15 protein-coding genes are annotated in these 12,393 nt (G+C 50.8%); 3 read left to right on the top strand and 12 right to left on the bottom strand.

The features are described from left to right. Positions 1-77: 77 nt before the first annotated feature. The 8 genes from GBK04_RS06135 to GBK04_RS06100 all read right to left on the bottom strand — a co-directional run bounded on the left by GBK04_RS06135 (position 78) and on the right by GBK04_RS06100 (position 6,663). The gene (locus GBK04_RS06135; RefSeq protein WP_152757814.1) at positions 78-869 is read right to left on the bottom strand and encodes an inositol monophosphatase family protein; all 792 of its coding nucleotides are present in this window, start codon (positions 867-869) and stop codon (positions 78-80) included. 151 nt (positions 870-1,020) lie between these two features. Beyond that, positions 1,021-2,028: a lipoprotein N-acyltransferase Lnb domain-containing protein gene (locus tag GBK04_RS06130; RefSeq protein ID WP_373330750.1), complete on the bottom strand. Its 1,008-nt coding sequence runs from the start codon at positions 2,026-2,028 to the stop codon at positions 1,021-1,023. Between the two features lie 62 nt (positions 2,029-2,090). Continuing rightward, positions 2,091-3,353, bottom strand: coding sequence for an Lnb N-terminal periplasmic domain-containing protein (locus GBK04_RS06125; protein ID WP_373330749.1), 1,263 nt, complete (start codon positions 3,351-3,353; stop codon positions 2,091-2,093). Continuing rightward, positions 3,353-4,024 (bottom strand): 16S rRNA (cytidine(1402)-2'-O)-methyltransferase, encoded by a 672-nt coding sequence (gene rsmI / locus GBK04_RS06120; protein ID WP_152757812.1) that lies wholly within the window; start codon positions 4,022-4,024, stop codon positions 3,353-3,355. Before rsmI ends, GBK04_RS06125 begins: the two co-directional genes overlap by 1 nt. Beyond that, positions 4,021-4,269: a 4a-hydroxytetrahydrobiopterin dehydratase gene (locus GBK04_RS06115; RefSeq protein ID WP_152757810.1), complete on the bottom strand. Its 249-nt coding sequence runs from the start codon at positions 4,267-4,269 to the stop codon at positions 4,021-4,023. The genes rsmI and GBK04_RS06115 overlap by 4 nt, the downstream gene beginning before the upstream one ends. Before the next feature lie 47 nt (positions 4,270-4,316). Further along, a complete protein-coding gene (locus GBK04_RS06110) occupies positions 4,317-4,748 on the bottom strand; it encodes a hypothetical protein (RefSeq protein ID WP_152757808.1) in 432 nt (143 codons plus the stop codon). A 53-nt stretch (positions 4,749-4,801) separates the two neighbouring features. Then, on the bottom strand, positions 4,802-5,851 hold the full coding sequence (locus GBK04_RS06105) for a sialidase family protein (RefSeq protein ID WP_152757806.1): 1,050 nt from the start codon (positions 5,849-5,851) through the stop codon (positions 4,802-4,804). Positions 5,852-5,919: 68 nt separating this feature from the next. Continuing rightward, a complete protein-coding gene (locus GBK04_RS06100) occupies positions 5,920-6,663 on the bottom strand; it encodes an NYN domain-containing protein (protein WP_152757804.1) in 744 nt (247 codons plus the stop codon). 180 nt (positions 6,664-6,843) lie between these two features. On the opposite strand from GBK04_RS06100, the gene GBK04_RS06095 reads away from it, so the two are divergent. Both GBK04_RS06095 and GBK04_RS06090 read left to right on the top strand, forming a co-directional pair. After that, positions 6,844-7,266: an OsmC family protein gene (locus tag GBK04_RS06095; protein WP_152757802.1), complete on the top strand. Its 423-nt coding sequence runs from the start codon at positions 6,844-6,846 to the stop codon at positions 7,264-7,266. 128 nt (positions 7,267-7,394) lie between these two features. After that, positions 7,395-8,189, top strand: coding sequence for a thymidylate synthase (locus GBK04_RS06090; RefSeq protein WP_152757800.1), 795 nt, complete (start codon positions 7,395-7,397; stop codon positions 8,187-8,189). A 3-nt stretch (positions 8,190-8,192) separates the two neighbouring features. On the opposite strand, the gene GBK04_RS06085 is transcribed toward GBK04_RS06090, so the two are convergent. The 3 genes from GBK04_RS06085 to GBK04_RS06075 all read right to left on the bottom strand — a co-directional run bounded on the left by GBK04_RS06085 (position 8,193) and on the right by GBK04_RS06075 (position 9,891). Continuing rightward, positions 8,193-8,456 (bottom strand): 2TM domain-containing protein, encoded by a 264-nt coding sequence (locus GBK04_RS06085; protein ID WP_152757798.1) that lies wholly within the window; start codon positions 8,454-8,456, stop codon positions 8,193-8,195. A gap of 107 nt (positions 8,457-8,563) precedes the next feature. After that, positions 8,564-8,854 carry a 2TM domain-containing protein gene (locus GBK04_RS06080; protein WP_152757796.1) on the bottom strand — a complete coding sequence of 97 codons (291 nt, stop codon included), beginning with the start codon at positions 8,852-8,854 and terminating at the stop codon, positions 8,564-8,566. Between the two features lie 146 nt (positions 8,855-9,000). Then, on the bottom strand, positions 9,001-9,891 hold the full coding sequence (locus GBK04_RS06075) for a sugar phosphate isomerase/epimerase family protein (RefSeq protein ID WP_152757794.1): 891 nt from the start codon (positions 9,889-9,891) through the stop codon (positions 9,001-9,003). A 213-nt stretch (positions 9,892-10,104) separates the two neighbouring features. Between GBK04_RS06075 and GBK04_RS06070 the strand changes: the two genes are divergently transcribed. Then, positions 10,105-10,647: a GNAT family N-acetyltransferase gene (locus tag GBK04_RS06070; protein ID WP_152757792.1), complete on the top strand. Its 543-nt coding sequence runs from the start codon at positions 10,105-10,107 to the stop codon at positions 10,645-10,647. A gap of 93 nt (positions 10,648-10,740) precedes the next feature. Here GBK04_RS06070 and GBK04_RS06065 read toward each other — a convergent pair whose 3' ends face one another. Then, on the bottom strand, positions 10,741-12,393 hold the full coding sequence (locus tag GBK04_RS06065; protein WP_152757790.1) for an N-acyl-D-amino-acid deacylase family protein: 1,653 nt from the start codon (positions 12,391-12,393) through the stop codon (positions 10,741-10,743).

Here is a 12,393-nt window from a genome sequence, read left to right as displayed (position 1 = left end):
TTCTATTCATTCAATCGGATTGCACTTTTCAAACTTCACATACTAACCTCCAAAATACGGATTATTACCAAAAACCGCTAAAATATTTCTTTGATAACTGCTAATAATTCGTCGTGAACGGCACATCCCGCTACGATATCGCCCCCAAAAAGGTAGTTGTCGCCCCCTGAAAAATCAGTTACTTTTCCTCCTGCTTCCTGAATGAGCAATACGCCTGCCGCCATGTCCCAGGAATTAAGGTTGTATTCATAAAACCCTTCAAAACGTCCGGCGGCCACATAGGCCAAATCCACCGCTGCCGCACCCAATCGACGTAGACCGTGGGTTTTTCGCATGAGTGTTTCAAGGATCATCATGTAGCGGTCGTGCTTGTCGAAACGATAGTACGGGAAGCCCGTTGCCAGCAGGCTTTCGCCTAAGTGCTGGGCTGTGGATACCTGCAACCGTTGCCCGTTGCACCAGGCTCCGCCACCTTGCCAGCCGTAGAAAAGCTCGTCGCGATTGGGCTCGTGAATCACGCCGATCAGTGGTTCCTTTCCCTGTGCCAAGCCTACACTCACGCAGTAAATCGGCAAACCGTGAACGAAGTTGGCCGTACCGTCTAGTGGATCAATAATCCAGTTGAGCGCCTCAGGGTCGGGGATTTGGCCCGTGGTGCCTTCTTCCGTAACAAAACTGGCTTCAGGAAGCAGGGCAGAAAGACCAGCTACTAGCCTTTTTTCAGCTTCCTTATCCACATAGGACACTAGGTTATTGACGTCTTTGTATTCAATTTTTTCCTGCCTGAAAGTTGCGGCCTCAAGCTGAATGAAGGCTGAAGCTTCTTTGACGACGCCTATTGTTTTTTGGGTGAGGTTTTCCAGGTTCATACAGGTTACTGCTTTTTGGAAGTTGAAATCTTTGATAAGGAATTAATCAGGTAGTATACCCGCATCACTAAAATCAGCAAAATGGGAATGAGCACATAGTTGTGTTTTGATAAATTTCCAGCGGCCAATAGCAGTAAAGCTCCATACGTGATCAAAAATCCCCGGGACCAGGCGGATTTATGGGTTTTTGAAAATGAGAAATGAAGGGTACCCACAAAGGAAATGCCCACAGAATGTCCCAGTTCCAGCTCGTGACACCGTGATCGGTACCTATCCACAGAAAGACGATCAACCAGCCCGTGAACCCTATGAGGGTAAAAAGTATTTTGTCAAAAACAAAATGAATTCTGTGGGTTTTGATTTGCCAAGCCGTAAACATCGCCACCAAGGTTGCCAATGTCCAGAAAAGTAATTTAGGAGTCAATACATGCTCTTCGACAGTGGGAGTAGCGACGTAAAGGATATGAGTGTCTAGCACCAGAGGTACCTTTCCCTCGCTTGACTTGACCCAGGCATCGGCGAAGGCGTCACTTAGATTATTGGGCAGGAAAGTAGCCTGCTGGGGCGTGGCGATTTCGTCGGAAGGCGAGCCGATGGCTAGGTCCATGCCAAAGTCCGCCCAGGGTTTCTGCACATAGGCGTAGCGGTCGATCCACTGTCGGAAGCTCAGCGTGTCGCGGGTGTAGCCTGGGAAAATCAGGCTATTGCCTACGGCGATTTTCAATACATCAGCTAGTCGCGTTGAGCAATTGTCGTAGAAGAATTTATACTTCTGACTGCGATTCTGGGGGAGAAGATTGGTTTCCAGGTACTCAAAAATGCGCTGTTTCTGAGCCGCTGTGAGGTCAAGTACCTGTTCTTTGACCGAGCGGTTTTCCTGCTGCCAGCGATAAAGCTGAGGTGTCAGCGCATTGACAGAGATCGTGTAGGGGATGGTATTACGCAGAAATTTGATATAAAAGTACTCCGTTTCTGCGCTGGGAAAGGTACCGTAGTTATACGCGCGATCGAGCTGGTACATGGGATCATAAATCCACAGGACGCTATGACCAAAACTCGAATAAAGATCAGTTCCCGCCCCAATCGTAATAAGACTTATTTTGGCGTGCGGGCTGAGTTGAAGCTGGGCGGAAGCAAAAGGGGCGCTGAGAAAAGCCACAATAAACAATAGGTATCGCCTCAAAAACGTATAGGCCGGGCAAAATGAGGAGCCGAACTTGATCATCCCTGGCTCTTTACGTTACCTATCTTTTCCAGCGAATTATTCAGGTAATATACCCGCATTATCAAAATCAGCAGGATAGGAATAAGTACGTAATTATGCTTCAAAAGATTGGCCGTAGCACACAACAACAGCACTCCGTAGGCAATCAGAAACCACTGGAACCAGGCGGGTTTATGGGTTTTTGAGAAAGAAAATACAAAAGGTATCCACAGCGGAAACGCCCACAGAATGTCCCAGTTCCAGCTTGTGACGCCGTGGTTGGTACCAAACCACAATAATAAAATCAACCAGCCCGTGAGCCCGACGAGCGTGAAAAGAATTTTGTCAAGTGTAAAGTTGAGTTTGTTCTGTTGGATTTGCCAAACCGTGAACGCTGCGATCAAAATAGCCAAAGCCCAGAAGAAAAGCTTGGGCGTGAGCCAGCCATGATCAGCCTCGGGCGTGGCGGTATACAGCTCGCGGGTTTCCATCACCAAAGGTACCTCCTGATTCCCGGCCTTAACCCGGGCGTCGGAGAAGGCGGCACTCAGATTATCGGGCAGGAAGGTAGCCTGCTGGGGTGTGGCGATTTCGTCGGAAGGCGAGCCGATAGCCAGGTCCATGCCGAAGTCGGCCCAGGGTTTCTGCACGTAGGCGTAGCGGTCGATCCACTGCCGGAAGCTCAGCGTGTCGCGGGTGTAACCCGGAAACGTCAGGCTGTCGCCCGCAGCGGCCTTAAGGGCATCGCCGAGGCGCGTTGAGCAATTGTCGTAGAAAAATTTGTACTGATACTCCCGGTTCTGCGGCAATAAGTTCGTTTCCAGGTAGTCGAAAAGCCGTTGCTTTTGGCGTGTACTTAGGTTCAGTTCCTGCTCCTTCACCGAACGGTTTTCCTGCTGCCAGTAGTAGAACTGCGGCATCAAGGGGTTGACCGAGATGGTGTAGGGTAGGGTACCCCTGAGGAATTTGATGTAGAAATTGCCCGTCTCGAAGCTGAAGGTACCGTAGCTATAAGCGCGGTCGAGCTGATACACGGGATCATAAATCCACAACGCACTGTGTCCAAAACTGGAATACAGCTCATCGCCCGGCCCCACGGTAATGAGGCTGACCTTAGCCTGCGGACTGAGTTGAACCTGGGCTTTGGAAGAAAAAGAAAAAAGAACCAGGCAAAAAAAGAAAAAAGTGAGGAAGGTACCTTGACGGTAGTGGGTAATCGTGCGAACAAAAGGCAGTGACTCGGCACGCATTATTCCTAATTCATCATTCATCTTTTCCATTACTTTTCTTTGCCCCCGACGACAATAACGATTTCCCCTTTGATGCTTTTTTCGGCAAAGTAAGCAATTATTTCGCGTAAAGATCCCCGGACGTTTTCCTCAAAGACTTTGGTCAATTCGCGCGACACACTGGCCGGGCGATCGCCGCCGAAGTACTCGGCCAGTTGTTCGAGCGATTTGAGCAGCCGGTGGGGCGATTCGTAAAGCACAATCGTGCGGGTTTCTTCAGCCAACTCTTTCAGCCGCGTTTGTCGGCCTTTTTTATGCGGCAGGAAACCCTCGAAAGTAAAACGGTCGCAGGGGAGGCCCGAATTGACCAGCGCCGGTACGAAAGCCGTGGGGCCGGGCAGGCATTCGACCGGAATGGAAAGCTTGATGCATGCCCGCACCAGCAGAAAACCCGGATCAGAAATGGCAGGGGTACCTGCGTCCGAAATAAGCACCATCGTTTCGCCTTTCAGCATCCGATCGGTGAGCCGGGCGATGGTCTGGTGTTCGTTATGAATGTGGTAGCTCTGCATGGGTTTGCTGATTTCGAGGTGTTTCAGCAAATGCCCGGAGGTACGGGTGTCTTCCGCCAGAATTACGTCCACACTCTGGAGCACCCGAATGGCCCGCAGCGTAATGTCTTCCAGATTGCCGATGGGGGTCGGAACCAGGTATAGTTTCATGCCTCGGGCCGGTTTTCCAGCAAGAGATCGATCGCCGCCGCCAGTTGGCGGTCCTTTTCGGTAACGACGTCACCCGCATCGTGGGTGGAGAGCTTGATCATCACTTCGTTATATACATTCGACCACCACGGATGGTGGTTCATGGCTTCGGCGATTTCGGCCACCTGGGTCATGAAAAGGAACGCCGCCCGGAAGTCGGCAAATTCAAAACTCTGGCAGAGTTTGTTATCTTGTTCGGTCCACATTTTTTTCAATGGAAAAGTGAAAATGGAAAATTGATAGTGAAGGTACCCTACTGTTTCGTGGCCCGCAGCTGGACGAAGGTTTTGGCGGCGGCGAGGCTACGGGTACATTCCAGGGTTTCCAGGAGGAACAGTTTATTGTCTTTGAATGAGCCTTCTCCCTGAATCTTGGCCACCCCACAAGCTGCTTCAGTAATTCCCAGGTCGTAAGTGAAGCGGTTGTTCTGCATAGTTACCAGGTACTTGAATTCGTTGGGCGATGTTTGGAGTATCTGAACCTGGCCCGAAGGCAGGCGTTTCACTTCCAGGATGATCCTCGTCGAATCCTTAGCGACCTGCTGACCGATCTGTTGGGAGCGATACCCGGAATAGGTACCCTCAATGGAATCGGCATCCGGGATCATCGAGGCGCTATTTTCTTTCTTAATGCAAGAGACAAGCGTGAAGAATATGATTACACAAAGGGGGACGAAAAACTTCATGGGTGTAGGTCGTTTCACTTTTAAACGACCTACAAACCATAATAGTTTGTTTTTTATTGTTCTAAAGCCAGCACGACATGCCGGATGTTGCGGCGCTGCCAGGTGTAGGTAATGTGTACACGCCCATCGGCGGCCTGTACCACGGCTGGGTAGCTGAACTCACCCTTGGGCTGATCTTCCAGGGAGTACACATCCGTCCAGTTTTTGCCATCTTTCGACATGGCCACTGACAGTTTTTGACGACCATTGGACCATTCTTTGCCCTTGAAGGTTGGGTTATAAACCAACAATTGCCACCCGTTTTTGAGCGTCACAGCGTCGGTACCCGAGTTAGGATTGAAGAGTTCGGTTTTAGTCAGGGTACCCCACGTTTTTCCCCCATCCGTCGACCATACCTCCGCGATGCGGTCTTGTTTGCTGCGGCACAGCATCTGTAAACGCTGGTCGGGGTAGGTCAGGATACTGCCCTGAATCACGTCCAGATCCGTCTTAGGATCGACCGGGATCAGTGTCCAGGTTTTGCCACCATCCGTCGACCGCTCCACGTGGGCCTTCCAGCTTTCACGGGTTTCGGTGCTCGCTGAACTCAGAATACTGCCATCGGCCAGTTGAACCGGCTTGTTTTTGATGGGCCCCAGAATTCCGTCGGGCAGGCGTTCGGGTTCGGTCCAGGTGCGGCCGTCGTTGGTGGAAGTCCGTACCATACCCCACCACTCGCGGGGCGATGGACCTACTTTATAAAACAAGAACAGTTTTCCTGCTTTGCTTTTGAACAACACCGGATTCCAGCAGGGCCAGCGGGTGTTTTCATCTATTATTCCTTCGGCCATAAGCGTGGGCTTGCTCCATTGTCCGTTGGTATTCGTGGAAAGCCAAATTCCGACATCCTTATTGCCCTCGTCCGTCCCGCCAAACCAGGCCGACATCCATTTCCCGGGGTTAGTTTCTATAATGGTGGAAGCGTGGCAGGAAGGAAAGGGCGGGTTTTCGAAAATATATTCTTCTTTGACCAGAGTAGCCTTAGGTACCTTGGGCGACGATTGCGCGAAACCCAGATAGGTACCCAGCAGAAAAACGACAAGTGGAAAGGAACGTGAGCGCATAAAGGGTTTATGGAAGTTTGACGTATAGGTAGTACCCGATTAGTAGTAAATGCGACTACCGGCCGTACCTACTTATTTTTCACAAAAACGTGACGGATGTTGCCGCTACCCGTGGGCCGCTCGTCAATTTCGAACTGGTGGAAACTTTTAATGAGGGGAAGGAGCTTATCGAATCCATAGTTTCGGGAGTCAAAACTGGGTTGTTTCTTGATCAGTAGGTTCCCTAGTGCGCCCAGAAACGCCCAGCCGTCCTCGTCGGCCAGGTCTTCGATGCTGCCAGAAATCAGATTCAACAGCTTTTTATCCGTTTTTGGTGCTTGTTTTATTGCCTTAGGGGCTTTTGTGACGGCTTTGGCATCCTCTTCCAATTTGGTTAGAATCTCAATATAGATGAAACGGTCGCAGGCCGACGTAAAAGCCGAGGGCGTTTTTTGCTCACCCATGCCGAATACTTTCATACCCGCTTCGCGGAGGCGAATGGCCAGCCGCGTGAAATCGCTGTCGCTCGATACCAGGCAGAAGCCGTCCACGCGTCCCGTGTAGAGGATATCCATGGCGTCGATGATCATGGCCGAATCGGTGGCGTTCTTGCCGGTCGTGTAGCTGTACTGCTGAATGGGCGTGATGGCGTTGTCGAGTAGGACGGCCTTCCAACTCGTAACGCGGGGATTGGTCCAGTCGCCGTAGATGCGTTTGAAAGTAGGGGTGCCATATTTGGCAATCTCCTCCATCATGGCCTTGATCTTGGCGGAAGGTACATTGTCCGCATCAATCAATACAGCGAGGCGAAGATCGGAAAGGGAAGTTTGCATGAAGAGTGTTATGTGGTATTAATGAATGTACGAGATAGGTTTGTACACGGCAGGTGTAGCCATGAAGGTACAATGCTTGGGGTACATTACCAATTTACGGCCCGATTGGCGCAAGAATTTGAACCTTTCAGAAAGGATTCGGACTTTTGTAATGTATAGATCCAATCAAAAATCCAATCCATGAAAATAGAACTCCTGCGCGTAGACGACGCGTTTCATTTTGAAGGCACTGGCTCCTCGGAAGTAAAGGTACACGTCGATGGCTCGCCCGACATTGGCGGACAGAACGCCGGGGTACGGCCCATGGAACTATTGCTGATGGGCCTGGCCAGTTGCAGCGCGATCGACATCGTGTTGATTATGAAGAAACAAAGGCAGGAAATTACCGATTTTCGTATCGTGGCCGAGGGCGACCGCGAGCAGGAGGAAGGTACCCAACGCAAACCCTACCGGAATATAAACCTGCATTTTATCCTGAAAGGAAATAATCTGGATACCGATAAGGTAGAACGCGCCGTGCAGCTTTCAATGGAAAAATACTGCTCGGCCACGGCTCAGTTCGAAGGCAGCGCGAACATCACCCACAGCGTTACGGTAGAATAGAGTTCAGGATTTCGAGGTTTAGAAAGGGCTGAAATTTTGCGCCTCAGCCCCTTTTTGCAGAAATGAATGAGGTACCCTCATTCACAATTCACGGTCTAACAAAAACACTGTCAAACAACTACATACCCATGCAGCAATACCACGATCTTCTGCAACATATTCTGGAAAAAGGTACCCGCAAAACCGACCGGACGGGCACGGGTACCCTCAGCGTGTTTGGCTACCAGATGCGCTTCGACCTGGCGGAGGGATTTCCGCTTGTGACGACTAAAAAAGTACATACTCGCTCCATCATCCATGAATTGCTGTGGTTTCTAAAGGGAGACACCAATACCAAGTATTTGAAAGACAACGGCGTAACTATCTGGGACGAGTGGGCCGATGAAGAAGGTAACCTGGGGCCGGTGTACGGCAAACAGTGGCGGTGCTGGTCGAGCCCGGATGGCCACAAGATCGACCAGTTGAAGGAAGTACTGGATCAGCTTAAGAAGAATCCCGATTCGCGACGCATGATCGTATCGGCCTGGAATCCAGCCGATCTGCACATGATGGCGCTACAGCCTTGCCATGCATTGTTTCAGTTCTATGTCGCCGATGGCAAGCTTTCCTGCCAGCTCTACCAGCGCAGTGCCGATGTGTTTCTGGGGGTACCCTTCAATATTGCCAGCTATGCTCTGCTGACGATGATGGTCGCGCAGGAATGTGGGCTGGGTCTGGGCGATTTTGTGTGGACGGGCGGCGATACGCATATTTACCTCAACCATCTGCAACAGGTAGAGCAGCAGCTTGGTCGCGCGATTCTTCCACTACCTACCATGCGCCTAAATCCCGAAGTAAAAAAAGTACTCGATTTTAAGTATGAGGATTTTACCTTGGAAAATTACGATCCCTGGCCGGCAATCAAAGCGCCCGTAGCGGTGTAGTGACTACTGCTGATCTTCCCGGAGTAGCTTATCATACTCTTTCTGCACCGAATCGCCATTGTCCCAGTAGGCCTGGTAGTAGTTGAAAGCCAGGCCTACGCCCCAAAAAAACAGGGGGAATACGGGCCAGAAAAAATTACGGGGCCCACTGGTAAAGTACCAGATAGCCACCAGCGTGGTGTTGACGACAAGGTAGGTAATGGCACTATTCTTGAATTTGGCCCGTAGCCGGGCAATTTTCCAAAGCCGTTCGTTTCGAGGTTCCATGATTATTTAAAGGATAAAGTGGCAAAGCCACAAAGTGGTTCGGTATTCCGGCACAACGCTTTTTCAGCAAAAAAGTAGTTTGCGCCGAGTGGTCATTTTTTCAGTTTTCAATCTGAATCATACTCTTTCCGCAGGAGCTTCTGATATTCCGCTTCGGCCATTTTTTGCTGATCCAGGTTGCCATAGGCCGAAAAATAGTGGCTAATCAGTCCGATGCCCCAGCCGAGCATAGGCCAAACAGGCCAGGGATAAATGTGTTCGCCCCAGGGTTGCATGGACATAAACAGATAAAGCCCCCAGAAACCCGCATTGACCAGAACGTAGGTCAGGGCGTGCACCTTAAACGCAGCGCGATTTTGGGCTTTCCTCCACAGGTATTCGTTACGTTGATTTTCCATGATTTCGAGTTGTTTAGGTTTGGGGCTGATTTAGTTTCGTACCAAAATTAGATTAGCCGCTAACAACCCGCCAATCATTTTGGATGAAAGCCGGAAATAGCAGAATGAACCCCGCGAAAAATGGAAATGAACCTGAGAAAGTCAAATCAAAGGAAGCCGTACTCTTTGAAACGACGCAGATCGTAGGCCACGGCTTCCAGGGGCGTTTTGGTACCGTAGGATTCCTGTTCGATCACCCAATATTTGACGGGCGTATTTTTTTTGGCAAAGGCGAAAATTTCTTCCAGATCGAGCGTGCCTGCGCCTAGGTGGGTACTTTGGTCTTTTCCCGCCAGCCGATCCTTCACGTGCATCGACTCAAACTGGTGGGGGTACCTGCGCAGCCAGTACATGGGGTCGGTATTGGCCAGGGCCAGATTGCACAAATCCATTTGCTGGCTTACGTTCCTAAGATCCCAGTTTCTGAGCATGTATTCGTAGACAGGTTGCCCGTCGTATTTGACTTCAAATTCCGCCCTGTGGTTGTGAAAACCGAAGCGTAAACCGGCCTGATTGCATAGCTCTCCGCAACGGTTGTAGGCAGCTACCCCTTTTTTCATTTCGTCAGGATTGGTCAAGTCCCATTCGAACCAGGGGCTGATCAGGTACTCCTGGCCTACCATCAGAGCATCCTCCAGCGTAGCTTTCCAGGCGTCGGTCACGTCGTTTTGGGCTTCCAGCCAGTGCGCTTTACGAAAAACCGTATGAGCGGTGGGCATGGACAGGCCGGTATCTTCCAGAATTTTCCTGAATTCAGCGGCGGCAAATCCGTAGAACTTCCGATTAGTGTAATCCGCTGCTTCCACTTCTTTATACCCTATTTTAGCTACCGAATTTAACGCTCCAATGGGATCTTTCTTCATTTCGTCCCGTATCGAATAGAGCTGTAAGCCAATATGGTACACTTTTATGGCTGGCTTGGCTGCCAACGCCAGGCCAGGTAGCAGCGCAGCGCAGGTTTGCAGGAAGGAACGACGGGTACTGGTAATACTGTTCATAAAAAATGGCTATGGATTCGAGATCAATATATTCAGAACTTTTCATATTCTCCATAGACAGCAGGGTAGGGGTTTGGTTTAGCCAATCACAGATCAGGAGAGAATTCTAGGAGAAGCATTTGATTCTTATAAATTTTGCCAATTCCTGTATGATGACCCTTTGCAGGGTAGTATTCATTTTGGGAAAGGCCTATTTTGACCGGACTACATTCCATGGAATTGTTTACTAAACGACTTATACTGACAGAAGTAACCTGGGGCGATGTGGATATTATTCACCGGCTTCACTCGCTGGAAGAAGTGGAGGAATATAACACCATCGGGATTCCCCGCCACACGGGCGATACACTAGAGGTACTTTTGGCGTCTATCGAGGATCAGCAGATGTCGGTTCGCAACCACTATGGCTGGACGGTTCGAACTCATGAGGATGGGGAATTTGTGGGAGAAGCCGGCATGCATCTGTCGGGTGATAGTTTCCGTAGCAGCGATATTTACTACAGTCTTCTGCCCGCTCACTGGAAAAAGGGGTACGCTACGGAGATAGTCAAACGGATGATTGTATTTGGATTCAGCGAATTGAAACTTCACCGGATTCAGGCCGGGGTAGCCACCGAAAATGTGCGTTCGATTCGGGTTTTGGAAAAAGCAGGAATGGTGTGCGAAGGACTACGCCGGAAAATTCTGCCCATCCGCGGTGAGTGGAAGGACAACTACCACTACGCCATCGTGGAAGATGATCCGTTTGAAAAATGAGGGTAAGAAAACTTTCAGAGGGACAAAAGAGCAAAGTTTCTTTGAATGGTAAGTAATAAGTAAGTGGACTCCAGGTACCCTATTTTTCATAACTCATTTCCCTTTTCCGGGTCCATAAACGGCTACGCCCGGTGTAGCGTTGGTATGTTCTCCATTTTTCAATACCTGGATACCCTTCACAAATACGTGGATCATCCCTTCGGCCAATTGGTGGGGCCGGTCGAAGGTAGCCTTATCCTGAATGGCCGCTGGATCGAAAACGACCACATCGGCAAAGTAGCCGGGCTTAAGGTACCCCCGGTCTTTGATTTTGAGATTCTCGCAGGGGAGTGATGTCAGACGGCGGACGGCCTCCGGTAAAGAAATGATTTTCTCATCGCGGACGTACCTGCCCAGCAACCGGGCAAAGTTGCCGTAGGTACGGGGATGCGGATTGCGTTTTAAGCTGGTACCTTCGGGCGCTATCGAGCCCGCGTCGGACCCGAAGCTCATGTAGGGCAGCGCGATTTGCTTTCGCACATTTTCTTCTGACATCAGGAAGTAGGCCACACCTACCCGCGAGTCATCCTGCACCACCAGGTCCATCGCCGTTTCGTACCAGGGTTTACCCCGCAGGGAAGCTACCTCGGCCAGAGTTTTGCCCGTATATTTTTTCAAGGAGTCCTGCTTGAAACCCAGCAGAATGGTACCCTCAGGGCCCGCAGCCAGGCAGAGGTTTTCCCAGTCCTGGGCGGGATCGGTCATCTCTTTGGCTACCTTTTCGCGCAGGGTAGGGTCCTGCAAGCGCCGCCGCCATTCCTGCAAACCGCCTTCCTGCACCCAGGGCGGCATGGCGGCGTCCAGTCCGGTGGCTCCGGCAATGTAGTTGTACATATTGGCCGTGATGGGCAAACCCGCTTTTCGAGCGCTGTCGATTTTCGTTAGGACACGATCCAGCTTGTTCCAGTTGCTTTTTCCGGCAGCTTTCAAGTGATAGATTTCCACCGGAATATGCGCTTCCTTACTTACCTGGATCATTTCGTCGACGGCCTGCCCGAAGCGGTCGCCCTCGCTGCGGATGTGGGCGGTGAACAGGCCGTTGTACTCGCTGGCTACCTTTGCCAGTTCTATCAGCTCGTCGGTTTTGGCAAAAGTGGCAGGCACATAAATCAGCATCGTGGTCAGGCCCATGGCGCCTTGTTGCATGGCCTGGCGCACCAGCGCTTTCATGCGGGAGAGTTCGGCCGGGGTAGGGGCGCGGTTGATTTGTCCCAGTTCATGCTCCCGGATTTCGGAGGCGCTCACGAACGAGGCAAAGTTGGTAGCTACCCCTTTTTTTTCCAGATGCTGCATAAATTCGGCCAGCGTAGTCCAGGATACGTCGTATTGGTCCTCACCCTGCTGCTGAATCATATCCTGTTTCATTTGGGGCGATAGCGGCCCCATCGAATTTTCGCCGAATACTTCCAGCGTCACGCCTTGTTTGATATCCGATAGCGATCGGCCATCGCGCATCAATGCGGTGTAGGCATGGCTGAGCATATTGACAAAGCCCGGCGCGACGGCCTTGCCCTTGGCGTCGATCTCTTGCCGGCCCCGACCGGGTACTTTTCCAATGGCTACGATCTTTGTATCCCGGATGGCCACATCACCCTGATAGGGTACCTTGCCCGAACCGTCGTAGAGAGTACCGTTACGAATCACCACATCGTAGGTTTGGGCAAATGAAGGCCAGGAAATGAGGAGCAGGAGGAATATTTTTTTCAT

The sequence above is a fragment of the Salmonirosea aquatica genome (assembly GCF_009296315.1).
GTDB lineage: Bacteria > Bacteroidota > Bacteroidia > Cytophagales > Spirosomataceae > Salmonirosea > Salmonirosea aquatica.
The sequence above is the reverse complement of the archived record's forward strand: the minus strand, read 5'-3'. Positions and strand labels throughout refer to the sequence as shown.